Annotated in this window: 25 protein-coding genes; 14 read left to right on the top strand and 11 right to left on the bottom strand. The window is 44.9% G+C overall.

What is annotated here, in order from left to right; translation table 11 throughout:
• Nucleotides 1–34 precede the first annotated feature (34 nt).
• Together ACPUEK_RS14755 and ACPUEK_RS14750 are read right to left on the bottom strand one after the other, a co-directional pair.
• Nucleotides 35–844 carry a hypothetical protein gene (locus ACPUEK_RS14755; protein ID WP_425641210.1) on the bottom strand — a complete coding sequence of 270 codons (810 nt, stop codon included), beginning with the start codon at nucleotides 842–844 and terminating at the stop codon, nucleotides 35–37.
• A gap of 27 nt (nucleotides 845–871) precedes the next feature.
• Complete coding sequence (locus ACPUEK_RS14750) at nucleotides 872–1,186, bottom strand: NirD/YgiW/YdeI family stress tolerance protein (RefSeq protein WP_425641209.1); 315 nt, start codon at nucleotides 1,184–1,186, stop codon at nucleotides 872–874.
• Nucleotides 1,187–1,583: 397 nt separating this feature from the next.
• Between ACPUEK_RS14750 and ACPUEK_RS14745 the strand changes: the two genes are divergently transcribed.
• A complete protein-coding gene (locus ACPUEK_RS14745; protein ID WP_425641208.1) occupies nucleotides 1,584–2,048 on the top strand; it encodes a hypothetical protein in 465 nt (154 codons plus the stop codon).
• A gap of 146 nt (nucleotides 2,049–2,194) precedes the next feature.
• Here ACPUEK_RS14745 and ACPUEK_RS14740 read toward each other — a convergent pair whose 3' ends face one another.
• Both ACPUEK_RS14740 and ACPUEK_RS14735 read right to left on the bottom strand, forming a co-directional pair.
• Entirely contained in the window at nucleotides 2,195–3,505 is a 1,311-nt protein-coding gene (locus ACPUEK_RS14740; RefSeq protein WP_425641207.1) for an ATP-binding protein, read from the bottom strand.
• Nucleotides 3,502–4,158 carry a response regulator gene (locus ACPUEK_RS14735; protein WP_425641206.1) on the bottom strand — a complete coding sequence of 219 codons (657 nt, stop codon included), beginning with the start codon at nucleotides 4,156–4,158 and terminating at the stop codon, nucleotides 3,502–3,504. The genes ACPUEK_RS14740 and ACPUEK_RS14735 overlap by 4 nt, the downstream gene beginning before the upstream one ends.
• Before the next feature lie 257 nt (nucleotides 4,159–4,415).
• On the opposite strand from ACPUEK_RS14735, the gene ACPUEK_RS14730 reads away from it, so the two are divergent.
• The 3 genes from ACPUEK_RS14730 to ACPUEK_RS14720 all read left to right on the top strand — a co-directional run bounded on the left by ACPUEK_RS14730 (nucleotide 4,416) and on the right by ACPUEK_RS14720 (nucleotide 6,870).
• Nucleotides 4,416–5,633 (top strand): hypothetical protein, encoded by a 1,218-nt coding sequence (locus tag ACPUEK_RS14730; protein WP_425641205.1) that lies wholly within the window; start codon nucleotides 4,416–4,418, stop codon nucleotides 5,631–5,633.
• Between the two features lie 316 nt (nucleotides 5,634–5,949).
• Nucleotides 5,950–6,351, top strand: a complete 402-nt coding sequence (locus ACPUEK_RS14725) for a L,D-transpeptidase family protein (protein WP_425641204.1) — start codon at nucleotides 5,950–5,952, stop codon at nucleotides 6,349–6,351.
• 9 nt (nucleotides 6,352–6,360) lie between these two features.
• Nucleotides 6,361–6,870, top strand: coding sequence for a hypothetical protein (locus ACPUEK_RS14720; protein ID WP_425641203.1), 510 nt, complete (start codon nucleotides 6,361–6,363; stop codon nucleotides 6,868–6,870).
• 509 nt (nucleotides 6,871–7,379) lie between these two features.
• Here the strand turns inward: ACPUEK_RS14720 and ACPUEK_RS14715 are convergent.
• Nucleotides 7,380–7,547, bottom strand: a complete 168-nt coding sequence (locus ACPUEK_RS14715; RefSeq protein WP_425641202.1) for a hypothetical protein — start codon at nucleotides 7,545–7,547, stop codon at nucleotides 7,380–7,382.
• A gap of 188 nt (nucleotides 7,548–7,735) precedes the next feature.
• Here ACPUEK_RS14715 and modA point away from each other — a divergent pair, with 188 nt between their 5' ends.
• Genes modA through modC form a run of 3 tightly spaced genes read left to right on the top strand, consistent with a single transcriptional unit; the run spans nucleotide 7,736 to nucleotide 10,295 of the window.
• Nucleotides 7,736–8,494, top strand: coding sequence for a molybdate ABC transporter substrate-binding protein (gene modA, locus ACPUEK_RS14710; protein WP_425641201.1), 759 nt, complete (start codon nucleotides 7,736–7,738; stop codon nucleotides 8,492–8,494).
• An 8-nt stretch (nucleotides 8,495–8,502) separates the two neighbouring features.
• Entirely contained in the window at nucleotides 8,503–9,192 is a 690-nt protein-coding gene (gene modB / locus ACPUEK_RS14705) for a molybdate ABC transporter permease subunit (RefSeq protein WP_067038394.1), read from the top strand.
• Nucleotides 9,192–10,295, top strand: coding sequence for a molybdenum ABC transporter ATP-binding protein (gene modC / locus ACPUEK_RS14700; protein WP_425641200.1), 1,104 nt, complete (start codon nucleotides 9,192–9,194; stop codon nucleotides 10,293–10,295). Before modB ends, modC begins: the two co-directional genes overlap by 1 nt.
• A 20-nt stretch (nucleotides 10,296–10,315) precedes the next feature.
• Here modC and ACPUEK_RS14695 read toward each other — a convergent pair whose 3' ends face one another.
• Nucleotides 10,316–11,143 (bottom strand): TOBE domain-containing protein, encoded by an 828-nt coding sequence (locus ACPUEK_RS14695; RefSeq protein ID WP_425641199.1) that lies wholly within the window; start codon nucleotides 11,141–11,143, stop codon nucleotides 10,316–10,318.
• Nucleotides 11,136–12,068 carry an exopolyphosphatase gene (locus tag ACPUEK_RS14690; RefSeq protein WP_425641198.1) on the bottom strand — a complete coding sequence of 311 codons (933 nt, stop codon included), beginning with the start codon at nucleotides 12,066–12,068 and terminating at the stop codon, nucleotides 11,136–11,138. The genes ACPUEK_RS14695 and ACPUEK_RS14690 overlap by 8 nt, the downstream gene beginning before the upstream one ends.
• Before the next feature lie 210 nt (nucleotides 12,069–12,278).
• Here ACPUEK_RS14690 and ACPUEK_RS14685 point away from each other — a divergent pair, with 210 nt between their 5' ends.
• The 3 genes from ACPUEK_RS14685 to ACPUEK_RS14675 all read left to right on the top strand — a co-directional run bounded on the left by ACPUEK_RS14685 (nucleotide 12,279) and on the right by ACPUEK_RS14675 (nucleotide 14,402).
• Nucleotides 12,279–13,121, top strand: a complete 843-nt coding sequence (locus ACPUEK_RS14685; protein WP_425641197.1) for an ABC transporter substrate-binding protein — start codon at nucleotides 12,279–12,281, stop codon at nucleotides 13,119–13,121.
• 117 nt (nucleotides 13,122–13,238) lie between these two features.
• Nucleotides 13,239–13,787, top strand: a complete 549-nt coding sequence (locus ACPUEK_RS14680; protein ID WP_067223410.1) for a TetR/AcrR family transcriptional regulator — start codon at nucleotides 13,239–13,241, stop codon at nucleotides 13,785–13,787.
• Between the two features lie 72 nt (nucleotides 13,788–13,859).
• On the top strand, nucleotides 13,860–14,402 hold the full coding sequence (locus ACPUEK_RS14675) for a lipocalin family protein (RefSeq protein WP_425641196.1): 543 nt from the start codon (nucleotides 13,860–13,862) through the stop codon (nucleotides 14,400–14,402).
• On the opposite strand, the gene ACPUEK_RS14670 is transcribed toward ACPUEK_RS14675, so the two are convergent.
• The 4 genes from ACPUEK_RS14670 to ACPUEK_RS14655 form a co-directional block, all read right to left on the bottom strand.
• Entirely contained in the window at nucleotides 14,393–14,827 is a 435-nt protein-coding gene (locus ACPUEK_RS14670) for a GtrA family protein (protein WP_425641195.1), read from the bottom strand. The two genes, ACPUEK_RS14675 and ACPUEK_RS14670, sit on opposite strands and share 10 nt — an antisense overlap.
• A 68-nt stretch (nucleotides 14,828–14,895) precedes the next feature.
• Complete coding sequence (locus tag ACPUEK_RS14665; RefSeq protein WP_425641194.1) at nucleotides 14,896–16,098, bottom strand: MFS transporter; 1,203 nt, start codon at nucleotides 16,096–16,098, stop codon at nucleotides 14,896–14,898.
• 92 nt (nucleotides 16,099–16,190) lie between these two features.
• Nucleotides 16,191–18,671 carry a putative bifunctional diguanylate cyclase/phosphodiesterase gene (locus ACPUEK_RS14660; RefSeq protein ID WP_425641193.1) on the bottom strand — a complete coding sequence of 827 codons (2,481 nt, stop codon included), beginning with the start codon at nucleotides 18,669–18,671 and terminating at the stop codon, nucleotides 16,191–16,193.
• A complete protein-coding gene (locus ACPUEK_RS14655) occupies nucleotides 18,668–19,783 on the bottom strand; it encodes a substrate-binding domain-containing protein (protein WP_425641192.1) in 1,116 nt (371 codons plus the stop codon). The genes ACPUEK_RS14660 and ACPUEK_RS14655 overlap by 4 nt, the downstream gene beginning before the upstream one ends.
• 112 nt (nucleotides 19,784–19,895) lie before the next feature.
• Between ACPUEK_RS14655 and ACPUEK_RS14650 the strand changes: the two genes are divergently transcribed.
• The 4 genes from ACPUEK_RS14650 to ACPUEK_RS14635 all read left to right on the top strand — a co-directional run bounded on the left by ACPUEK_RS14650 (nucleotide 19,896) and on the right by ACPUEK_RS14635 (nucleotide 25,384).
• Nucleotides 19,896–21,020: a substrate-binding domain-containing protein gene (locus tag ACPUEK_RS14650; RefSeq protein ID WP_425641191.1), complete on the top strand. Its 1,125-nt coding sequence runs from the start codon at nucleotides 19,896–19,898 to the stop codon at nucleotides 21,018–21,020.
• A gap of 99 nt (nucleotides 21,021–21,119) precedes the next feature.
• The gene (locus tag ACPUEK_RS14645) at nucleotides 21,120–23,156 is read left to right on the top strand and encodes an FAD-dependent oxidoreductase (RefSeq protein ID WP_425641190.1); all 2,037 of its coding nucleotides are present in this window, start codon (nucleotides 21,120–21,122) and stop codon (nucleotides 23,154–23,156) included.
• A gap of 44 nt (nucleotides 23,157–23,200) precedes the next feature.
• Nucleotides 23,201–23,812, top strand: coding sequence for a peptide-methionine (S)-S-oxide reductase MsrA (gene msrA / locus ACPUEK_RS14640; protein WP_425641189.1), 612 nt, complete (start codon nucleotides 23,201–23,203; stop codon nucleotides 23,810–23,812).
• Between the two features lie 159 nt (nucleotides 23,813–23,971).
• Nucleotides 23,972–25,384, top strand: coding sequence for a DEAD/DEAH box helicase (locus ACPUEK_RS14635; RefSeq protein WP_425641188.1), 1,413 nt, complete (start codon nucleotides 23,972–23,974; stop codon nucleotides 25,382–25,384).
• Nucleotides 25,385–25,445 lie beyond the last annotated feature (61 nt).

Here is a 25,445-nt window from a genome sequence, read left to right as displayed (position 1 = left end):
CGGTCAGGCATCTTTTTTGGTCTTACTGTAGCCATTAACCGCCAAAGTTCACGATATCCCAGGTGATGTCTTCGCTGGTGATGCCGACGATTTCGATTTCGCCTAATTGTCCTAGGTCGACTTCTAGTGTGTGGCCATCGTGTTCGATGTCTTCTATATGCTGCATGAATTCTTCAGCGCTGCTGATGCCAAATTCTTGCGAAAGGTTAATCTGATCACCTTCACTGGCGTTGAAATTAAAGATTTTCAGATCATCGCCCACATTAAAGCTAACGCTGTCTTGCTGATGGGGGTTTAAAATCAGCACGGTATCTTCTTGATCCTCAGTGTTTAATGGCTCAAAAGGGTCTGTCGATTGGCGATCGCTGTCATGGTTATCGCGGACAAATTCTTCGGAGAGTTTGTGGTATTGGCCGTCGTTGTTTATATCTTGGTAGACCGTCTTCTCGAAACCTGAACGCTGAGGTTCAAACTCTGTGATGAGGTTGTTGTTGATCTCAAAACTGTGATTAAAGATCGATTCGCGCTCTACATCGCCATCTGCTTCGTATTCGGTTTTTCCGATGACGACATTATCTTGTACGTCGAACGTATAGTAATCTTGGCCAGTTGTACTGTGACTGTAGGTCGTTTGACCTTCTACAAAGATGCCGTCGTTGTCATCATCGGTAAATGCGGTTAATTCTAAGCCACCATCGTCTCGCTCTTCTTTGTAGACGATGTTGTTTTCAACATAGTAACGCTCATCTACATCGATTTTTTCTTGCTCCCAGCGGCCATCGTCCCATTCTAAAATGCCGACGACGTGGTTATTTTGAATGTTAAAACGGTATTGATCAGACATTATGAACTCCTTGTAGTGGCGGGACGATTAGTTAATGGTTAGGTAATCGACTTCAAATTCATTTGTGTCGTGTTCGCGGTCAATCTCGCCGTAAAGTGTGACTTCTTGTCCGTTTTTTAAGGTGATGTGACGGGTAATATCATCATCAATTTCTACCGTGATTTGACCGCTGGCATCGCTAAATTCGTAGCGTTCGTGACCAAGAGATTTACCCAATGTGCCGGTAAGAGTGGCTTGAGTATTGTCGCGAGCATTTAACGTATCAGATACGTGCATGTCATTGGCTGCGATAGTCACAGTGCTAGCGGCGAGTAGGGCGGTAGTCAGTAGTAATCTCTTCATTGTTCATCTCCTTTTGGGTCGTTGTTAATGAAGAGAATACTGGGCTTAGATGAAGTTAACCTGAAGTGGTAATTGCATGAGAGAAGGTAAGTCTATTAGGTGGCTTACGCCTTATATTTGCTCAGATCTCCACTATGACTGACTAAAACTAGCGTCAAGCAAATTAAGAAAAAGATACGAAGCGTGTGGGTATAGTGGGATATTTAATGTTTGACGGCCAAAGTCCGCAACAAGCCTTAAGAACCAATAAGGTAAAAGGCTACCCAAGCGATGTCGATTTGATGAAATATTACGCGTTTCTAAAGCATCTCACTAAGGTTGCCAGAAAGGCAGTGACTACATAGACAGTCATTAAGAAAGACTTTACTGTTACCGTCTCAAAATCAAGGAGGTGAAAATGAGTGTGCTCAAGGAAGCTAGGGCAGGGTGGTTTTACTCGCTATTAGGCGGAGTAGTTGCCTCTTTTATTTATTCGATCGTAATATCTGTCTTTTCGGTTAAGGTGCTCTTAGATTGGCACTCTAGCAATGGTTTTATTGATGTGATTATTTTCGCTGTTGGGTCGTTTTTGCTTGCTTCGATTATGAGCTTTATTCCAACTGCTATTGTGTCGGCTCTTTTCGGTATTCCGCTTTATTGTTTACTCAAAAAGCTGAAGTTAGCAAATCCTTTTCTTATTACTCTTATCGGTGGTGTATTTGCTTTCTTTGCGGTGAAAGGAGGAACGTCGATGGGTGACCTTTTATTCGTGCCATTCGGTGCGATACCTGCTTTCCTGTTTTGGCTTGGGGCCAATGCATGGAGAGTGCAATCTGCAAAGGAGCTTAGTTCTCAAGAGAATAAAGAAGTGGGCCATAGCTGAAAGAATACCCCACATAGCTGCAAGATTACACTTTTAGCTTCTCCTCTAGTGCGGTGCATGGCCGCCTTGTCGAGGTTAAATTTGACCAAGCTTTTGCACAGTGATAAGGCGCAGGTTAAGCTGTCTAATACTGGTCTTAGATGAAGTTAACCTGAAGTGGTTATTGCATGAGAGAAGGTAAGGCATACTTTTAGCCCAGGTTGGGCATTGTCAAAGTGCAACGAGGCCTGGTGTATCGCTGCAATACGCTGACAGATGGTTAAGCCTAGGCCTAGACCTTCGCCTTTACTGTCGAGGCGGCGTGTCGAGGTATCGATTGTGTTGAGTAAGTTTTCTGGCGCGCCTTGGCCGTTATCTTGTATCACCAGTTGCTGTTGGCTGAGTGTGATTTGAACGGTCTTGCAGTCGTTACTGTGGCGCAAGATATTGCTCAGCAAGTTTTCGATAAGTACCTGCAGTAGGGTGGCATCACCTTGGACTGAGCAGGGGGCAATGTCAGTCATTAGCTCGATGTTTTGGTCTGTAAAGCGGCCTTGATATTTGTCTAAAATACCCTGCATACGTGCATCAAGTACCACGGTTTCAAAGTGCTTTTTCCAATGTTGCTGCTCTAAGCGCGCTAAGGTTAGCAGTTGCTCGACAATGCGGTTAACGCGTTCGGTTTCGGACTTGATTGATTCTATGTCTGGGTCAGGGCAAGACAGTTCGAGTTTAATGGTAGTTAATGGGGTACGGAGCTCATGAGCCACGTCATTGGCAAATTGACGCTCCCGTGTCAGCACCTCATCGACTTCTGACATTAAACGATTCAGTTTATTGCTCAGCATTTGGATTTCTTGATTACGGGTGCCACAGCTCAATGGGGACAGATCATCACTGCTACGACGATCAAGTTCTTTAGATAAGGCTGTTAGGGGGCGCACAATCAGCCGTACAAGCCAGATCAAAATGAATACGCTCAATGCAGAGCCGATCAGCGTTGGGGCGGTAATGTCTTCTGCGATATCACCAATGATGTCGTCGGTTAAGTCATCACGGCGAAACATTTGTACGACCAACCCGTCTTCGTCATGTTGATAACCGTGCCAGCCGTAATCCTCAAAATCCGCTTTGATAAAATCGGAGCCTCGCTCTACAAGGGGGCGTGTGTGATCTAAGTTAGAGACTTGCCAGCCTTGCTCAAGGTCATAAACCGTCACCCATATTGTGTCTTCATCATCGTTACGAATGTGTTCTTTTAGAAATACAGTGAGCTCTTCTGGTGTGGCGTCCGTTGCCACCAGCATGGCATTTAATAAGTCTGCGTTTTGTTGCAAATCGTCTTCCAAGACTTCGTTGAATTCTTCATCGGCCGCTAAATAGGTAATGAAAACCCCCATCAAACTGGAGATGATCATGGACGCACCTAAAATCCATGCGATGGTTTTAATGCTGAAGCTTTTTTGGGCTGATTTCATGGTTTCACCAAGCGGTAACCAAAACCGCGTACGGTTTCAATGCGTTCTTTGCCAATGATTTTTCGTAAAGCGTAAATATGAACGTCTAGCGTATTGGATTCGGAATCATTAGCGAGGCCATAGATACGTTGTAGAAGGCGCTCGCGATGCACTTTATTTCCTGCCGATTGCAAAAGCATAAGCAGTAATTGTGCTTCTTTTTGTGGCAGATTTAGAGCGTCGCCTCTGAGATAAAATTGATCTAATTTTTGATCATAGCTTAAATCGCCGTACTCACAGATTTCCTGTTGGCGGCCCTGGTGTCGTCGTAGTAACACGCGTATGCGCGCTTGCAACTCTTCTGGTTCAAACGGCTTTACTAAGTAATCATCCGCTCCGGTATCTAAGCCCTGCACTCGATCGTCTAATCCGTCTCGCGCTGATAAAATGAGAATAGGCTGATCAGCGTTTTCTTGACGTAATTGCAATAGCCAGTCGATGCCATCACCATCGGGTAACCCGAGATCGAGCAAGATTAAATCGTATTGCGCCGCTTGAAAGTGACTCTTAGCACTCGCCAAATTGCGTACCCAGTCTACCCGATAAGTGCGACTTAAAATCTTGAGCAAGACATTGCCTAGGCCTAAATCATCCTCGACCAGCAATAAATACATAGTGCATCCTTATGTTGAAACGCCAATAGCTAAAAAACAGCTACCCAGTGTGGATTATCCTTTGCGTAAGGTGAAGTTTACATGAAGTCATCCTAGGTCAGTAAGGCTTAAACCACCTTGTTGTAAGACCTCGCATTGAAAGAGACAAGGTCTGCAATGCAAATATCTTTCCTCAGAAGTCAGTACTCGTTAAAGTTCAAGTGTTATGATATAACATTTCTTTTGATGTGATTATAACAACAACGGAGATACTATTTATGATCAAACGATTGGGCGGTGCGAGCTTGTTGGCCTTAGGTCTTTCTACGTCGGCATTTGCCGATCACCACAAAGAGGAAGACGTGACTGTATACCGCGTCTTTGTCGGTGATCATGAAGCAGCGCAGGTGACCGCTTTTGATTTGAGCGCGCCAGAAAAGCGCTGGACCTTTGCAACCAAGGGGCAAGTAAAGCTTTACCCGGTAGCGGGGCAGAGTGTAATTGCAGCGGTGCAGTCGTTTGATGACCAGGTGAATTTCATTCGTTCTGGCCTGAGCTTTCAAGATCACGGAGGTCACTCTGACATTGAAGTGACAGAGCCAAGTGCAATCCCATTGCCTTTAGAAGGTGCGCGTCCATTTCACTTGTTAGAGCACGATGGCTATGTGTCGATTAATATGGACCAAGGAGGCTATTCTGTCGTGCTGGACAGTCATGAGCTCAGTGAAGGTGAATTTCAGCGTTATGACATTGCACTGAATCATGCGCATCATGGTGTAGTGGTGCCTTGGGGCAAACAATGGTTATCGAGTGTTGCAGCGGATAAAGCTGAGGAGGGCAGTTTACCACCGAGAGTAGGCATTCAAGCTGTCGACGTTAAAGGTGTTGCAACGGGCAAGATGGCGACCTGTACTGGGCTGCATGGCGAGTCATTCTCAGGTGAATACTTAGCTCTAGGTTGTAAAGAAGGTGTATTAACGGTTACAGCAGGCGCTAACGGCCCTGAATATAAGATGCTGCCATATCCTGACCGTTTTCCAGAAGGTGAAATGACGGGGCATCTGATTGGTACAAAATCGTTTCAGTCGTTCTTTGGTAGCTACGGCAAGAAAGGCGTCGTGACGATTGATCCGACGGCAGAGCCAGCCATGCAATTGGTGGAGTTACCGTTTCGTCGCGTCGATTTCACAGTGGACCCAGTGAAGATTAAATACGGTTATGTGTTGACGGAAGACGGTCGTTTGTACCGCGTAAACCTATTGAGTGCCAAGATCGAAGCCAGTACTCAAGTAACCGAGCCATACAGCTTGGAAGGGCATTGGAATGATCCACGCCCACGCTTAGCGATGGCCGGTGATGAAATTATCATCACGGACCCGAATGCCAGCCTGATTCGTCGCATCAGCACAGAGAGCTTGTCGGAGATCGGCACAATTGATGTAGAGGGCATGCCTTACAACATCGCAGTGATTGGTGGCAGTGGTTTGTCCCACTAACTAAGGCTATAATTAGTTAAGCTATTAAAAAGCGCTTCTGGTTTCAGAGGCGCTTTTTTGCATTAAGCAATATGGAGCAGATGAAAAAGGACCTAAACTACTTACTTTAAGATGGGAGAGTGCTTAGAAAATCATAGCTTGAACGCATACTCTCTATTAGACAGAATTACAAAACATTTACAAATGCTAATATTTAGATGAGGGAGGTGATGAGATATTATATTTTAAAGAATAGAGTTTGTTGGAGTTATATTCGATATTTTTAGATAGATTCAATTAAATTTTCAGATGATTTGCTCAGGGAGAAAAGGATTATATGAAGCGCATTAATATTAAGTTTAATGATCTATGCGAAGGAAGGATGGAGTGCGTTGGTTTGGGGACATTTCGATGCTTAGGCAAAAAAGGGGTAATGTACCCTATAGATCTAACAATTAATCCATTATTTCCAGATGTAAAAAAACATCCGTATTTTAGTGAAGAATATGTATGTAATTACCCTGATACTGGACAAATTAGTGTTCCATGTCAGATGAATTACTCGATTTTGATCTGGGGGCAACGCGGTATTTATATACATGAATGGCCAGGAACAGCTACTTATGAAGGGAATGGTGGGCCAACTGCTGGCTGTATTCATGTTGAAAAGGGTGATGCAAAGAAAATTTATGATTGGATAAATGAAAAAACTAGAATAGTAATTAGTTATCCTTGGTAGGCGTTTAAAATGAAAATATCTATGAACGTTGGGAAGATTTTTCTGGTTGTTACTTTTTTTACACTGTCTGCATGTGGTGTAAATAGTGGTAAAGGAATAGAACAATATATTGGACTTTATGAAATAGTAAGTGCAGATTGCGTAGTGACCGATAGTTCATTAAATCCATGCGAAAATACGTTTTTTTTGGAGATACTGAAAGGGCAATTTATCGGAGTAGAGAATAGTGATTTAGCATATGTTTTTTGGAGCGGCTATCCAGAAATAGACCCTAATCTTCAGTATACTTCTCATCTTATAGCTGATTACTCTACGAAAATGATAAGTGATAAAAGGTTTTGGCTAAATAAAGATAAAACTAATCAAGAGTATTTGATTTTTAGAGATGGAATTTTAGTCGGATATTACGCTGATTATCTTGATAGAGAAGGGAAAGTCAAAAAAATTGAATACACTCTAAAATCTGTAAGACGAGGAGATAAGCCCTCTTATCGATTGAATTATCCAGGCAATACATAACAAAAATTCAGATAATGAAGGAGTGAGCTCAAAATTAGTTTGTCTGTATAAACTTGAAGCACTTTTAGTCTCTGGTATCGCTCTAGCATGGTAATGATTCTATGAATTCGTCGATGAATCTGATTTTGATCTCGACCCTCTTGATGATGAAAGAAGTGCTATTATCAACCGAGAACAGCGTACGACATCTGAAATCAAGGATATCGTACTTGAGCTTTGTGTGCGTTATAAGAATTGGATTCTTGTTTTCACCACCGATGGCATCCGTATGAAGAGATACTGTATGTTCAGCTACTGGACAGCGAATGGAATGTGCTGGATTCGATAACGATTGGGGCCATGTACAGTACAGGTTGGCTTTCTGAGGCGTATTTCGTTTTGCCCAATAGGGTGTGCTTTCGCTTCATCGGTGATACCGATTGGTCCATCACTATCCTAGACTCTGCTAAGTTCGGGACACCTTTTATCTCATCGATAAAAGGTGTCCGCAGGATATATCAATGGCACTATTACTTACAGGTGCAAGGCGAGCCAAAGCCTGAGGTGTTAGCACCGAAGTAATGTAGTGCCAAAGTAATCTGGGGCAACGCCTTCGCCTTGCCATTCAAGCGATCAAGCCAGCTTTGCTCTAAACGGGCTTTTTTTATGCTGTTCAAAGCGTGTTTCGTGTTACCCATTACACCGTTTTCCCCTTAACCCAACGAACCCCTTTTCGATGACCCTATGCGACCATTTTCAATGGTAACGCGTTTTTAGCCGTCGTTTCCGATGAAGGAGTTGAGATATTTCGTTGTATAATTGATTATATAGCGTAATAATTGTGCGGCTTAATTTAAGCGCAAATTCAGTTAATAAGGAGGGTGACATGAATGTTGTTAAGTATTTGCCATGGTTAGCGATGGGGCTAACGGTGACAAATCAGTCGTGGGCGGAGCAGCAGGTGCATGCGGCGGTGGCTGCGAATTTCACTGGGGCGATGAAGTCTGTGGTTGCGCAATTCGAGCAAGACACTGGCCATGATGTGCTGCTGTCGTTTGGTTCGTCCGGTAAAATTCTGGCGCAAATCCAAAACGGAGCGCCGTTTGATGTGTTTTTATCGGCCGATCAAGCTAAGCCACAAGCGTTGCAAGACAAGGGGCTTGTGCAAGAGGGCAGTCGTTTTACCTATGCCATTGGTGCGCTCGCTTTATGGTCGTCTCTGCCAGATTTTATTGAAAACGATTATAGCCGTTTGACGTCGGATGATTACAATAAGCTGGCATTGGCAAACCCTAAACTCGCGCCGTATGGCTTGGCTGCAACGGAGGTATTACAAGCGTTAGGTTTGACGGATGCCACGCAAGCTAAATGGGTGCAGGGAGAAAATATTGCCCAAACTTATCAATTTGTCGCGACGGGCAATGCGGATTTAGGCTTTGTGGCGCTGTCGCAAATTATGTCAAAAGGGCATGTGACAGAAGGTTCCAGCTGGATTGTGCCAAGCGATTTATACAGTCCTATTCGTCAAGATGCGGTATTACTAAAAACGGCTAAGGACAATTCTGCCGCCAAGGCGTTGCTGGCGTATCTACAAAGTGATGCGGCGCAGCAGATCATTCAGTCTTACGGTTATACAACAGAGTAACAGGCGAGATGTTTACAGCAGCGGATTTGGATGCCATTTGGCTTACCTTGCGGTTAGCTTCGATAGTGACGGTGCTATTGTTAATCGTTGGGACACCGATTGCTTGGTGGTTAGCACGCACACGATCGTGGCTGAAAGGCCCGGTCGGTGCCATAGTGGCGTTGCCATTGGTGTTGCCGCCGACAGTGTTGGGTTTTTATATGCTGGTTGCTATGGGACCTAACGGCGCTATTGGCCAGTTCACTCAAGCGCTAGGGATCGGCTTGTTGCCGTTTAGTTTTTGGGGGTTGGTCATAGCGTCGGTGGTGTACTCGTTGCCGTTTGTGGTTCAGCCGATTCAAAATGCCATGCAGGCATTAGGAGAACGCCCATTAGAAGCTGCGGCGACATTACGTGTTGGTCCGTGGGAGCGTTTCTTTTGTGTGGTGTTGCCTTTGTCTAAACCTGGCTTTATTACGGCGGCGATTTTAGGATTTGCCCATACAGTCGGTGAGTTTGGTGTGGTGCTGATGATTGGCGGTAATATCCCTCAACAAACGCGGGTGGTGTCGGTGCAGATTTATGATTACGTAGAAGCCATGGAATATGGCCAAGCGCATTTATTGGCGGGCTTGATGGTGGCGTTTTCATTTGTGGTGTTGCTAGGCGTCTATGGCTTTCAACGTCAGGGTAGTAACTCAATGTTGGGAGTTAAGTGATGGTGGCTTCAGATCAACATGCGATTCATGCCGCATTCAAATTGTCTCGATCACACGATTCTGGCGAGCCGTTTACACTTGATGTGGATATCCAATTGCCTAGCAGTGGAGTGACCGCTGTATTCGGTCATTCGGGTTCAGGAAAAACCACTTTTTTGCGCTGTGTCGCTGGTCTTGAGCGAGCCCAGGCAGGTCAGTTAACCGTGCAAGGTGAGGTTTGGCAGAAGGAGAACTGTCATGTGCCGACCCATCAGCGTCCCATTGGCTATGTGTTTCAAGAGGCAAGTTTATTTGAGCATTTAACTGGCATGGGCAACTTAGCCTTTGCTATGAAACGTGCTCCGACGCCGACTTCAGATGAGGGCTTGCAGCAGATTATCGAATTGATGGGAATTGAGTCTATTCTGACACGCTTGCCGAAACATATGTCCGGTGGCGAGCGTCAGCGTGTTGCAATTGCGCGAGCGTTGTTGATTCAACCACGTTTGCTGTTGATGGATGAGCCACTGGCTTCGTTAGATCATCAGCGCAAGCAAGAAATCTTACCGTATCTTGCGCGGTTACGAGCTTCGCTTAAGATTCCTATTTTATACGTCAGTCACTCAGTGGATGAGATTGCTCAGTTAGCCGATCATGTGGTGGTTCTGGAACAGGGTATCGTGGTGGCTCAAGGTGACATTGGTGAGGTGTTTGCGCGAACGGATTTGAACGCCTTATCTGGTTTTGATACGGGGGCTGTTTGGCAAGGCAAGTTAGTCGCACGTGACGAGCAATGGCATTTGGTAAAAGTGTCTTTCCAGCAGACTGAGCTTTGGGTCAGAGATACCGGAGAGGCCTTGGGCAGTTCAATCCGAGTGCGTATTTTAGCGCGTGACGTGAGCTTGGCACGCACCGCGCTGGACGAGACCAGTATTTTGAATCGTATGCCAGCGACGATCACGGATATATGCCCAGATCGTGATGAGGCTATGATATTAGTACGCTTGGATTGTGGTCAGGAAGTCTTGATCGCTCGGTTGACTAAACGATCGTTGGATAAGATGGCGTTGCAGGTAGGTCAGGAAGTTTGGGCGCAGATTAAGTCTGTGGCCATTGTTCGATAAGAAGAAACGAAAGCCGACGGTCAGTCGGCTTTCATCAAGATAACGCTGGGGGCTTTGAATAGAGCCAGTAAGGCATCGCCTTCAGTGATCATCAAATCACTTAAGCTCGCATTGGTAATCACGGCATTAAGCGTTTTGCTTTGACCGATGTCGAGAGCAATGTCACTGTTTACGGCACCCGGCGTAATGCGTGCAACAGTGCCCAAAAGGCGATTTCTTGCACTGGTGGCCATCGCTGTTTCTCGGCTTAAGATGATCGACGACTCACTGACAATCGCAATACTTTCTTTGCCGACGGCTAAACCAAGCGTTGTAACACTGTCACAACTGATCATGGCAACAAGATGTTGATCAGCACCGATATCAAGAATGACTTCTGTGTTCACCGCACCGGGGGTGAGTTCAATGACCGTGCCGCGAAATTGATTGCGGGCACTGGTTAGAGCTTGTTCGGAACGAACGAAATTGGCAATGTCGTCAATGTTGTGCAATTGATCCCCTAGACGTGCGAGAAACGTCGCATGTTCATCCATCAGTGCTTGAAAGCCTGCAATAATGCGTTCACCCAGCTCAGTCAGTTGGGTGCCGCCGCCTTTGGCTCCGCCACTTGCACGCAGTACCAGTGGGGTTGTGGACAGGTTATTCATTGCGTCGATCCGATCCCACGCCGTTTTATAGCTAATCCCCACTTCTTTTGCGGCCTTTGAGATTGAGCCGCACTTTTGGACGGCACGTAGTAAATCAATCTGGTTCGATGCAAACGCGCTGGATTGGCCAGTTTTCAGAAATACGCTTCCTGTTAACTGGCCAGAGCGGTCCGGTTTTTCGATGAGAGCGGTTTTAGCCATCTTTATTGATAATGGCAATGATGTCTTGTAAGGACTGATCCGCTTTGTCGTTGTCGATCTGACACGTACCTGCGTTCATATGACCGCCACCACCGTATTGCAAACACAGCTCACCAACGTTGGTGTTGGATGAACGATTCAAGATAGATTTACCGATAGCGAATACCGTGTTTTGCTTTTTCAGTCCCCACAATTTGTGGATCGAGATGTTGCAATCTGGGTACATCGCATAAATAACGAAGCGGTTTGTTGTATAAATGGTGTCTTCGTTTAGCAAGTCGAGCACAACAAGATTGTCGTGAATGGTGGCGCAGCGCTTAATTTGTTCTTTCGCTTTCGCATCGTGTTCGAAATATAAGTCGACACGCTCTTTGACATCTTCAAGTGCCAAAATTTCTTCAATACTATGACTGTTACAGTAGTCAATTAACTGCATCATCAATTGGTAGTTTGAGATACGGAAATCACGGAAGCGACCAAGGCCTGTACGAGCATCCATAATGAAGTTTAACAGCACCCAGTCAGTAGGGTTAAGCACTTCGTCTTCATTAAACTGAGCGGAGTCACCTTTATCGACCGCATCCATCATGTCTACAGAAATAGTTGGGAAGCGCTCTTTACCACCATAGTAGTCGTACACCACACGCGCGGCAGATGGCGCATCTGGATCAATGATGTGGTTTTCAATGTGACTGTCGTTACGGACGGTTTCACTTAAATGGTGGTCAAAGGCCAGATGACAGCCTGCAACGTAGGGCAAATTTGTCGTGATGTCATTGTCAGTAATGTCTACTTTGCCATCCTGCATATCTTTAGGGTGGACAAATAAAATGTCGTCTATTAAGCCTAGGTCTTTTAGAAGTACGGCACACACCAAGCCATCAAAGTCACTACGTGTGACCAGTCGAAATTTTTTACTGCTCATTTCTACATCCTTACACTGAGTAAAATTACAATAGATCGAATTGTTAATAGTGTACCAGCGATTTTTGACTGCAAGGTGAATTTTAATGTAACGCTTTATTATTTCTTGAGGTTCATCAGTTCCAAGAATCGAAACACTGTGTTGTAACACGTTAATCTAAATTTAGTAAATAATGGGAATTATTATCGAATATGATTAAACGGGAGTGATATGAAATTCAAGCAGTTTTTAGTGATGGGTGCGATGTTGGCGGTTCAGGCTCATGCAAGTGAGCGATTGATAAGCTATGACTTAGGCAGTATTGATACTTTGCGTGTCTTGCAGGCTACGGATCAATTGGTGGGATTGCCAAAACAAGCCTTGCCACAGTACCTATCTGAGTTTTCTAAGGCGCAGTATTCGGATGTGGGTGGCTTGAAAACACCGAATGCCGAAGCCGTTGCGGAAATCGCCCCAAGCCTAATTTTTATTACGGCACGCCAAGGAGAGCAAGGCGTGGCACTCAAGAAAATTGCGCCAACTGAAATGGTAGGTTTAGCGGAAGGTGACTATTGGCCTGCATTTGAAGAGCACGTAATGAAGCTTGCCTCTCATGTTGAGAAACAAAATGAGGCGCGAGCAGTACTTGACGCATTGAAGGCAGACCTTCGCCAAATGAAAGGTCGGGTAGCGGGTGAGCAGGTGCTGATGGTGACGCATAATGCTGGTGGTTTTGGTGTTCGTAAGGATCCAATAGCGTCGGAGTTGTTAGGACTTGAACAAGTTCAGCTTCCTGACTCAGTGAAACCTGTTAAGCATGGTACGCGTATCTTTATGCCGCTGACGGTTGAAGACATCGTCGCCTCAAATCCTAAAGTGTTGTATGTGGTGGATCGAAGCCAAGCTATTGGTCAAACAGACAAGGCTGTAGACGTAGATGCGCTGCAAAGCCAATTAAAGCAGTTAGGCTCTGACACCAAAGTGGCTTATTTAACGCCAGGCCTTTGGTATTTATCGGGTAACGGATTAGAAAGCGTGAAGTTACAGGCGCAGGAACTTGCTCAGGCGTTGTAACCAAACAAGAAACGCACCAAACACCTGAAAGGGGGCGAACTCAATTCGTCCCCTTTTTGATGCTAAAAATGGCATAATGGCAAGCATTCGAAGTATTTCATAATTAAGAGATGAGTAATGGCCAGAGGAAGACCTTCCAAAAAAGGCTTGATTGCAGAAACAGCTTTGGCGTTGTTCCAAGTGTTGGGATACCAAGCTACTAGCATTGATCAAGTGGTACTAGAGGCTGGGGTATCAAAGCCGACGGTTTATAGTAATTACCCGTCCAAGTTATTGTTGTGGCAAGAAGTACTCCGTCAAATTATCGAACGTAGCGAATCAGTTCTAAGCGATACATTGGATACATTGAAAGCAAACGATGTCGGTTTTTACGACGGTTGGCGTGCTATTTGGCTCGCGTGGATTGCCACACCAGACCGCTTAGCGGTGTATCGTATCCACTGGGGGGAGAGTCACAAACTGACCGAGCAAGAGCACGTGTATTTTGAGCAATTTGAAAGCTTGCTATCTTGTCAACTGCGTCATTGGATGACTCGACATAACATCGCTTCAGAGCATTTCTTTGTATTAAATGCCGTGTCAAAAGAAGCTTTATTGATGCCTGCCGTGACTCAGCGTGACGGAGAATGTGAGGACTTCGTGCAACTAATTCAAAAGCTTGTGTAATCCCTACTTTTCATCAAGCTAATTGCCTAAAACCTTCGTATAGTAGCTCACTATTATTGATACGGAGGTTATATGAAGAAGACAATCTCATTTATTTTTGCTGCACTGATTTCAAGTGTGATATTAACTGGCTGTTCAGTCTCTGCACCTAAGGGGATTGAGCCTGTTGAGCCCTTTTCGATTGATCGCTATTTAGGAAATTGGTATGAAATTGCTCGAATGGATCACAGCTTTGAAGAAGGTTTAAGCCAAGTTACTGCCCATTACAGTGTGCGTGAAGACGGTGGCGTTAAAGTGATTAACCGTGGTTATTCTGAGGAAGATCAAGCTTGGGATGAGGCTGAAGGCAAAGCTTACTTTGTGGAAGACTCAGAAACGGGGCATTTGAAAGTGTCATTCTTCGGCCCATTTTATGGGGCTTATGTGATCTTCAGCTTAGATGATGACTATCAATACTCTTTGGTATCAGGCCCTGATCGTTCATACTTTTGGTTGTTGTCGCGCACACCAACGATCTCAGAACAAAAGCAAGAGGCGCTGTTAGAAGCCGCTGCCGCTGCTGGGTTTGATACTGAAAAACTGATTTTCGTAGATCAGTCTAAACATCAAGGGTAGTCCACTACATCATGCGCTTTACGTTTGAACACCCAGTGCTTTGACAGTAAAAAATTCAAGCAATGTCCAACGATAATCCCCGGTAGCATAGCGGCTACTGGGGCCAGCTCGTAATCAGCATAGGTCTGATAAGTCGCGGTGCTGATAGCCCACCAGTATAAGCCCACATTAGGGATTAGCCCGAGTAACGAGGCCACACTAAATTGTACGGCTTCTTTAAACTTCGCGTCCTGCGTCGCATGTTCTTTGAACGTATAGATTCGATGACACAGCCAATTTGTCAGCACAGCAAGCGTAAAGGCAATGATCCGCGCCCAGATTAGGGCAACATGATCCGCTAGAAGCCATAGAACGACAACGTCTACTGTGAAGCTTACTTGGCCCACAAGGCTAAATTGAAAAAATTGTAATAAGGTCGTCTTCATACCTCATAGTAGCGAGTCAATGATGACAGCTTGATGAAGAGGTTAGCCTGATACCTTTATTGCAATCGTTATGACTCAAGACGCAGTGCTAGATAGGCGAATAGGCTGCCCATGAGACAAATAAACATGACAAAACCTGCCAAGCCGTAAAGGCCAAAAAGCGTGATGAACGTAGCGAAACTTGGCGGTCCAACTGTCGCGCCTAAGTTACCTAGTTGAGCAATAATGCCATAACCATTGGCTTGTTCTTCGCTACTGCGCGCTAAGCGTGGAATCATTGCTAATGATGCGCCCGGAATTAAGCCTGCAAACAATACCATTTGTCCCACGATTAGGCAGAAAATAAGCGGCGTCGCAATATCTTGTGTTAAGGCCAGTGCGCCACATGCCAGTCCTATGTAGGCAATCTGTGCTACGCGTTGGGGTTTTAAGGCATACTGCGACAATGCGCCTGCAATGAAGGTGCCAGCAGTACTGAGTAGTGGCAATATAACTTGCATGGTCGTGCGCAGTGAGTCTTGCTCAATAAAGTTGGGGATATACGTCAGTAACGATACTAGAGTGCAAGTGTAAAAGACGAAAACGAGACCTGGCAGTAGCGTGCGCGGTGTGCGATATACTTTTCCAAGTTTGGTTAGGTAGCTGTCACTGCTGGCTTGCGGTGCTGAGCCATAACGACTCTCGTTGCGTTCTAACAGTACAAAAAGTGCAATGGCCATCGAGCCAATCAGTAAGCTGTGAGCAAGGTATAACCCTGATAAGTCAAAGTGGGCGATCAGCGGTTTGCCGACTAACCCTGTAATGGCAAAGGCAACACCAAAGAAGGTGCCCCATAATCCCATGGTAATTGAGCGATGCTGAGGTGCACTTAATTTTGCAATCAAGGTGGGCGCGGCAATTACAACTCCCAATTGTGAAAAGCCTTCGAGTACACGGGTCGCCATAACGATCTCAAAAGCGGGCATAAATGACTGGATCAATGACAAACTGGCACCGAGCAGCAATGCGCCAATCAGCACTTTACGATAGCCTATTTTTCCTGCGACAAGGCCAGCGGTAACACCAAAGATTAGGCCGATGGTACCCACCACAGAAATCGAAGCACCGGTTAACGTTGGACCGGCTTGGTAATAATCGAGCAACTCGTTGTAAGAAACAGAGAATTTAGCAAATTGCATAGCAGCGCTGATGCCAGCAAACCACAGTAAGAATACTTCTAACCAAGCGGTTTGCTGTGGCTCTGTTTGCAATGTTGTGTTGGCGCCTGCCATATTCCTTCCCTTTTAGACAACGTGATAGCGCCGTAGAGCGCTAAAAAGCGGCCTATTATAAACCGTTCGGTTAATATTGGCTAAGGCAATCTCTATTCTAGGGGAAGAGAAGGAGGGGACTGCTCTATAAGGAGTTTGATTAACTCATCTCGGTTAATCGGGTAAGACAACAAGTATCCTTGTACGGTTTGACAGCCAAGCGTTTTGAGTGCTTCCAACTGTTGGGGCGTTTCAACGCCTTCGGCAATGGCGCTTAAACCTAATCCATGGGCAACTGACAAGATTGAGTCGATAATAACATGGTCCACACCTTCAGAATCTAGCCCACTCACAAAGCTTCGATCCAGTTTTAATATGTCGACTGGTAAATGCTTCAGCGTCGCCAAGGAGGAGTAACCCGTGCCAAAATCGTCAATGGCTATTTTAAAGCCAAGCTTTTTAAGCTGACTAATAAAGTCACTACTTTGATCAAGCTTAGTAATCATATCTCTTTCAGTGAGTTCTAAAATCATTCGAGAAGTGATCTCAGGAGCTTGTTCATAGCATATTTTAAGGTGCTCTAACAGGTGTTCGGAAAGCAGTTTACGGCCAGATACATTAACGGATAAGGAGAAGTCTTTAGAAACTAGGCCTTGCTGTTTTAGTTCTTGAAGATCGTTAAATACAATGTCAAAAACATAGTCGTCAATGTCGACGATGATGCCTGTTTGCTCTGCAATATCTAGAAAGTCACCGGGCAGTAAAATGCCTTTGGAAGGATGGTTCCAGCGCACCAGTGCTTCCGCACCGTAAATATCTCCAGTAAAACTGTCATATTGTGGTTGGTACTGTACAAAAAGTTCGTTGTTTAAGAGCGCTTGTTTGAGCCCTGAGCTCTTTGACATCAAGTTATGGGCTTCTGAAGTCATAGCATCTTTATAGATACAATGGCTATCGCGACCACCGCGTTTAGCATGGTACATGGCTGTATCTGCATTTCGAACTAAGGTTTCAGCACTGTCGCCATGTTCAGGATATAGACAAACCCCCACACTGCTGCCAACAAAGACCGTTTCATTGTCGATTAAAAATGGCTGTCGTAATGCTTCGTTAACCGCTTCCGCAAGCATAGAGGCTTCTGTGATGTTTTGGGTTGAGTGCACTAAGATCATAAACTCATCTCCGCCTAGGCGAGAGACCATATCTGACGGTTCAACTAGGTTAGATAATCGCTGTGAGACTTCCTGCAATAATACATCTCCGGCACTGTGCCCCATGGAGTCATTGACGGTTTTAAAATGATCAATGTCCAAATACAGCAAGGCGAAATGCTGGTGCGACCTTTTGGCTTCAGAAATTGCTGTATCGATGCTTTTGTAAATAAGTAAGCGATTAGCAAGACCTGTTAGAGGGTCTTGATGTGCGAGTTCATGCAACTTAGAACGCTCATTTTCTAGGTCTCGATAGGTTTTTTTAAGGCGACTGGCCATACGGTTGAAAGCGCTTTCGATGACATCCCATTCGTCTTTTCGATTCAGGTTGATAGGGTTATCAAAATTGTTCGTTTCTATTTCCTTGAAGCTTTGTTTAAGTTGATTTAACGGTTTGGTGATATGATGGCGTACCATAAACAATATCAAAATAATGCCAATGATCAGAGAAAAAAGGCCAATCATGAAAACCCAGCCACGCATAATGGTGAGATCGTTACGCAACTCATTTGAAAGACGCAATGCGCTTCTTTGAACATTTTCTTCTGTCTCTTGAACATAAGAAATTAGCGAATTTTGCGCATTAACTAAGGCGGACATGACAATCCAACGTTGATTAAGGTTGGCAGTCATTTTGCGAAGGTTAATTCGATAATGTTTAATGGTATCAAGCATTGCATACTTTGATTCAATAATGACATCAGAGAGCTCTCGCATGTTGCTTAAATGCATTTCAAGTATGTGGAGTTCTTTGAGTACCTCAATAATCACCACTTGTTCAGTATCGGGTGTAATGCTACTACGAACAGAGGCAGCTAATTTGCCGGCACTAAGATAGGATTCTCTTATCTGATGCATGACTTCTAAGTCATTCCTAGATTCTGTGTTTGCGTTAGCACTAAGCTGCTCTATAGACGTGCGGGCAAGGGCAAAATCTAATTGATCAATTTGATGGCCCAAAAGTTTATCCGTAACTGATAGCTGTTTTAAAATCCGGTTAAGTGTGACGGAATTCCCCAAAAACCGATGAAAATCGACAATAAAATCATCCATTTTGATAACGAAACTTTGGTCGTTCGAGAGCGCGCGTATACGTTGTAGTTGCTCGTCGATATTAAAACCTTCTTCCGAAAGAATTTCTTCATCGTACAAGAATTTTTGCTCCAGTAATTGAACGCGAGAGGAAAGTTCAAAGATTTCTCGGCTGATAGCAGAGTTACTACTTAGCTCTTGAATATGTAACGCAGATTGTTGCTCAAGAAGCAGCTCAATATTGCTTAGTGATCGAATAAGCAATGAAATCCCTAAGCCAAAGATTCCTAGTAGCACTATGATGGTTAAAGTAAATCGAACACTTAAATTCATTTTATTGAAAAACATCATTGCCATATCTTCCTGTAGGCATTGCGGTATTGGTTGTCTGGGTCATAAACGCCCATTTTTAGGACGATGTTGTTGAGGTTATTTCTAGTAATTAAGTGAACAGGTGCTAAAAATCCGCTATTAGACTGATCTTGAAAAGCACGATTAAATTCATCAATGATTTGCCATCCTTGCAAAAACAAGGGTTCCGGCACGGTGGCAAGCTGATGCTTCCCGCCACGAATGCGTCTATATGCCTCATGACTGCCATCACCTGCAGAGATGTTTTTAGGCAAATTATCAATTGTGACTCCAGAAGAGATCAAAGAGGGAATCGCAAAGTCGATGTATAAATCGTTTATGACAAGAAAGTGCGTGATTTGATTAGGATATTGGTTTAGGAGTCGGGCAATGACTGTTGGCATTTGGGCTGCAATATTATCAAGCGGGATGTCCTCAATAGACAGTACACGACAGCTTGCGCAGGATGCTATACGAGCTGCCATACTGTTGGCTTTTTTCATAGCGATACTGTAATTCGAGTCGGTAAAAATAACTACTTGAGCTTTTTTATCTGAATCAACAATCGCATAGGACGCAGCAATGTCACCCACTTCTTTTGCGTCAGTGGTTATGTTTGTGAACAGGCCTAATTCCGGTGCACTACCAGCAGCATTTGCAGCATGCCAACCGATCACTTTGATGCCAAATTCCTGAGCAGTTTTTATGGTTTCAGCATGAAACTTAGCATCTATGCCGCCCAATATAATGCCATCAGGTTTGAGCAAGATTGCCCGATTCAAGGCAGCAGACTGGCGTATTTTTGAGCCTTTGCCATCCAGTAAGTGTAAACTCCAGTTTAGGTTTTGCAGTGATTCTGTCATACCTTTAACAACACTGTTAACGCCGTCATTGCGAAGGTCCGAAGCAACAAAAACTAATTGTTTATCAGAAGCTATTAGGGGACCGCTAATAGGTCCCAGCCACGATGTGTCGACTGCAATGGCTTTTTCAACTCGCTGTTTAATACTTAAATAGTCATCAATGGCATACTGATAGCTTGATGTAGCCATCAGTATAATTGTAATAATTAGCTTAACGATTAGGTCTTTATCAAGTTTTAAGATTTTCACGATTACAAACGTTTACCTATAAATTGACCATTTTTGGAGGGGACCCCTTTTGAGATCCTTAAATGATTGTATGATAAAGACAGCAGCTATTATGTTTTTAAAGGAATGATAAATGTCTTTATTTGTAAAAAGCTTATTCACGTTTACCCTGTTACCAACAGTTGTATTCGCAGTCGATAGCTCAACCCCAAATTTATCCACCTCAGGTTTGAAATACTGGTTAGCAGATGAAGTCAATGATACAAAGGTTGTAACGCAATTCCAAAATGTTGTCAGCTCGAATCCCATTAAAATAAATAAGTCAGTAGGTAAACTGGCCCGTATCGCTTTGATTTATCCTAGTGCAGATCTTTCAGACTTTTGGATCAGAAACTACCATGCTTTGACCAAACGGTTAGACGCGATGGATGTCAACTATAGCATTGATGAGTTCAGCTCGCGACAGATTCAACACGCCCTACAAACTCGATACATTGATGAAGTATTAGCTAGGCAAGGAGAATATGATTATGTCATTTATGGCCCTTCGGAATTGTATGTCCAAGCCGACAATATTCAGCGTTTAGCAAAATCAGAAAGCTTCCAATCCTACATTTGGGCTTTCCATACACCGATGAAAAGTTGGCAATTCCAACCTGATGCTTGGTTTGATTTTTCTAGTTCTGTTGGGGCGCAGGCTTTGTGTGACTTCTTAATTCAACGGCTTGGTAGTGATGTCTCGTTTGCCATGAATCGAGGTATACCAGGGATTACCGACGATCAGCGCTCAGGCGACTTCAAATCGTGTGTCGAAGAAGAGGGGGGATGGATCAATTTCTATGAACATTTTGGTCAATATCAGGCGGGTGGTGGACGTGACGGTGCGGCATTAATTACGCAAAGTTTTCCTGAGGTGACGATGCTTCATAACGCCAATACCGCAATGACTTTAGGGTCTTTAGAATATTTGGCTGAACAGTCGTTAATCGACGGTATGTATGTGACAGGTTGGGGCGGCACGGCGGCTGAGATAGAGCAAATCAAACAAGGTAACCTGAATGCAACACCCATGCGTATGGGGGATGATGTGGGGGTTGCTACGGCAGAGGCGATTAAGTTTTCGTTAGAAGGGCGCACTTCTGACATTCCAAAGATTTATCTAGGGCGAATTGAAGTGGTGGATGATCAAATGTCGACTGAAGAGATCAATGCACGAACCAGAGAGGCTTTTCGTTACTCCGGTGTTGAACTTGAATAAGCTAATTTGCAAGAGCTTATGCGCTCTTTTGTTATATGAAGCAAATCAAGGTTTTGCCATGATGAAGTGATGATATTGGATCACACTGGAGCGTCATGCATGTCACACCCAAATAACAATAACAACGCCTATCCACACAGCTTTACTCCGTTAGACCTTGGTTTTACCACATTGAAAAATCGCTTCCTAATGGGCTCCATGCATACGGGGCTAGAAGAGGTTGACCAAGATGGGGATCGGTTAGCCGCTTTTTATAGCGCGCGTGCTCGTGGAGGGGTGGGGTTAATCGTGACAGGAGGCTATAGCCCCAATGCGGAAGGCTCTCCTTATCCATTTCCCTATCATCCACCTCGATTAGAGGTCCATCAAAAGGTAACTGAAGCGGTTCACCGAGAAGGCGGTAAGATCTGCTTACAGATTCTTCATACGGGCCGCTACGCGTTCCACCCAAACTTAGTGGCACCTTCTGCTATCCAAGCGCCAATTAATCAATTTACACCCCATGAGTTAACCGACGAAACCATCGAAAAACAAATTAATGACTTTGTAAATATGGCCGTATTCGCTCAGCAAGCAGGCTATGACGGTGTTGAGGTAATGGCCTCCGAGGGGTACTTACTTAACCAATTTGTTTGTCAACGAACCAATCAGCGTGACGACAATTGGGGAGGAGAATATGTGAATCGTATTCGCTTACCTGTGGCCATTGTAGAGCGTATTCGCCAAACGGTGGGGACAGATTTCATTATTATTTTCCGGCTATCTATGTTGGATTTAGTCGAAGGTGGCTCGAGCGTAGAAGAGGTGATGACACTTGGACAAGCGGTTGAGAAGGCGGGGGCCAGTATTATTAATACCGGCATTGGTTGGCATGAAGCCCGTATTCCAACCATTGCGACGTGTGTGCCCAGAGCAGGTTTTGCATGGGTGACAGAATATTTCAAAGAGGCTTTTTCTATCCCCGTGGTTGCAACGAATCGTATTAATACGCCAGAGGTTGCTGAGCAGGTACTGGCACAAGGCCAAGCAGATATGGTGTCTATGGCACGACCGTTTCTAGCAGACCCCGACTTTGTCCATAAAGCTCAGCACCAGCAAAGTGAATCGATCAATACCTGCATTGCTTGTAATCAAGCCTGTTTAGATCATGTATTCGAAGGCAAAATCGCCAGTTGTTTAGTGAACCCACAAGCCTGTCATGAAACAGAATTACTGATTACGCCGGCAGAAGAGCCACGGTATATCACCGTGATTGGCGCAGGGCCAGCAGGTCTTGCGGCAGCGACCACCGCTGCGAAACGTGGGCATAAAGTGACCTTGATCGACGCCAATGATCGCATTGGCGGACAGTTTAATGTGGCGAAGACCATCCCCGGAAAGTCTGAGTTTAGTGAGACATTAAGATATTTTACGTATCAACTGAAAGATTTGGGCGTGACGCTACGTCTAAATACTAACGCCAATGTTCAATCACTCAATGAATCGAACGCTGACCATGTTTTGATTGCTTCGGGCATTCGTCCTAGAACACCTGATATTAAGGGTATCGAGCATTCGAAAGTGGTTTCCTATTTAGATGTGCTGAAAGGGCGCGTCGTTGTAGGCCAGCGGGTTGCGATTATTGGCGCGGGTGGTATTGGCTTTGATACCGCTGAATTCCTCTTAGGAGAAGATAAGCGTGTCCAGACGGACACCGAATTTGCTGAAGAGTGGGGAATTGACCAAACTTTGCAGCATCGCGGCGGTCTTAACGACCATAGTACGCAAAATGAACCAAGCGCATCGCCACGGCGTACAATTTATTTGTTGCAACGAAAATCGTCGAAAGTGGGCGCAAAATTGGGCAAAACGACGGGCTGGATACATCGAGCACAGCTCAATAAGCATGGCGTCAAGATGCTTTCTGGCTGCAATTACTCTCATATAGATGATCAAGGCCTTTGGTTAACGCGTGATGGTGAACAGACTTGTTTAGACGTTGACACAATTATTGTGTGTGCGGGTCAGGATTCAGATCGTCGCTTATGTGAAGGATTAGATAAGCCGTACACTTTAATCGGCGGAGCCGATGTGGCGAAAGAGTTAGATGCCAAACGAGCCATTGCTCAAGGAACCAAAATAGCCGCAAGCTTGTAGTGAACGCTGTTCTTGCAAGGCTTGCAAGCATGTGAGGACAGAACATGAAACGTACAATTTTAAGCAGTGCCATGATAGTTGGCGCAGCTATATTAACGCCCACGGTATCCGCTGCTGAGCAGACAATGATTGTTGCTGGAGGTTGCTTCTGGTGCGTTGAATCAGATTTTGAAGCCATTGATGGGGTGATCAATGTGGTATCTGGTTACACCGGAGGCCATGTTGCTAACCCAACTTACCAGCAAGTATCGGGTAAAAAAACCGGACACTATGAAGCGGTCAGAATTACCTTTGACGATGACATTATAAGTTTGCGAGAACTGACGGATTACTATTGGCGCACCATCGATCCGACGGATGCCAAAGGTCAGTTCTGTGATAAGGGTGAGCCCTACCGCACAGGGCTGTTTTATCAGTCTGAAGTGCAAAAAGACGAATTTGAAGCATCACTTAACCAAATGATTATGGATAAACCCTTTGATGCCAAAATCGTAACGCAAATTATGCCCGCTAAAACCTTTTATCTGGCAGAAGACTATCATCAAGACTATTACTTAAAAAATAGTCTACGTTATAAGTTTTATCGCTTTAATTGTGGTCGTGATAGCCGTGTCGAAGAGCTCTGGGGAGACGTGGCAAGCGAACAATACCATTAAGTTTTTGAGCCCTTGCGAGCGAGTCATTTATTGGCTTGCTACAAGGGTGACTGTTTTGGTCGCCAAGTGACCTATCGCTGCCCAATCATTTTCAAAATCCTTCGCATATTTTGCCCACAAAGGTTAAGCTTCGCGCCTTTGTATCAATTGAGAATATCTATGAATTTTGAGTCACTTGGCCTAGATCCCCGTATTTTGAAAGCCTTAGCTGAAAAGGGGTACAGCACTCCAAGCCCTATTCAGGAGCAAGCCATTCCAGTGGTGCTGTCAGGTCGAGATCTTATGGCGGCTGCGCAAACCGGTACCGGTAAAACAGCGGGCTTTACATTGCCGATGTTGCAGAACCTATTGAAAGGTACCAGCGCCCGTAACAATCAGGTACGTGCATTGGTGTTAACGCCAACTCGTGAGTTGGCTCAGCAAGTGGCCGATAACGTTGCTTTGTACAGTTCACATCTACCTTTGAAAAGCGCTGTGGTTTACGGCGGTGTGAAAATCAACCCGCAAATGCAACGACTGCGTGGGGGGGTAGACGTATTGGTTGCAACACCTGGGCGTTTGTTGGATCTGCATAACCAAAATGCTCTGAAACTGAATCAAATTGAGATTTTGGTATTAGATGAAGCCGATCGCATGTTGGATATGGGCTTTATTCATGATTTAAAACGCATCATGGCGTTATTACCGCCTAAGCGTCAGACCTTGCTGTTCTCAGCGACCTTCTCAGCGCCGATTAAAGAATTGGCTGCGCGTATGGTGAATGATCCTGCTGAAGTCTCTGTATCCCCAGCGAATACCAAAGCCACGTCCATTACTCATCAAGTCTTTGAAGTCGATAAGGCCAATAAACTGAAGTTGCTGACGCATTTGATTAAGCAAGAAGGTTGGCGTCAGGTGTTGGTTTTCTCGAAAACCAAACACGGTGCAAACCGTATTGCGACGGCGTTAAATGGTACCGGTATTGGTGCGGCGGCGATTCATGGTAACAAAAGCCAAGGGGCACGAACTAAAGCATTGGCTGACTTTAAGTCAGGTGAGGTGAAAGTGCTGGTCGCAACGGACATTGCTGCGCGTGGTATTGATATTAATCAACTGCCGTATGTTGTGAATTTTGATTTGCCTAAAGTGCCTGAAGATTATGTGCATCGTATTGGTCGTACGGGTCGTGCCGGTGAAACAGGCCATGCTGTATCATTTGTGACCGGTGAAGATGCCAAAGAGTTGTTTGCTATTGAACGTGTCATCGGTGAGCTGATTCCGCGAAGTGTTGAAACGAAATTCAAACCGTCTCAGCCATTACCAGAATCAAAATTGGACACACGTCCAAGTAAGCCGAAAAAGCCTAAGAAACCGAAGTCGCAATCGCTAGAGCAAGGCTCTAATCGAGCGCCATCGACTGATGCAAAGCGTGCGCCTTCGCGTAAACCGCAAGACAGAAAGCCTGCTGAGGGTCAGAACACTTCGAAACCTGCCGCGCGCAGACCAAAACCGCAAACTGAGTCAGGTGATGCACCGAAGCGAACTCCGAATCGTAGCCGCTCTCAGAATCGTGCTCCGAGTAAGACGTCTTAATATTCAGTAAGTGTGGTCAGCGCCAAAGACTTCGTACAGTTGAGTTGCAGCTTGTAGTTAA

It is taken from the genome of Marinomonas gallaica (assembly GCF_049821165.1).
In the GTDB taxonomy this organism is placed as follows: Bacteria; Pseudomonadota; Gammaproteobacteria; order Pseudomonadales; family Marinomonadaceae; genus Marinomonas; species Marinomonas gallaica.
The sequence above is the reverse complement of the archived record's forward strand: the minus strand, read 5'-3'. Positions and strand labels throughout refer to the sequence as shown.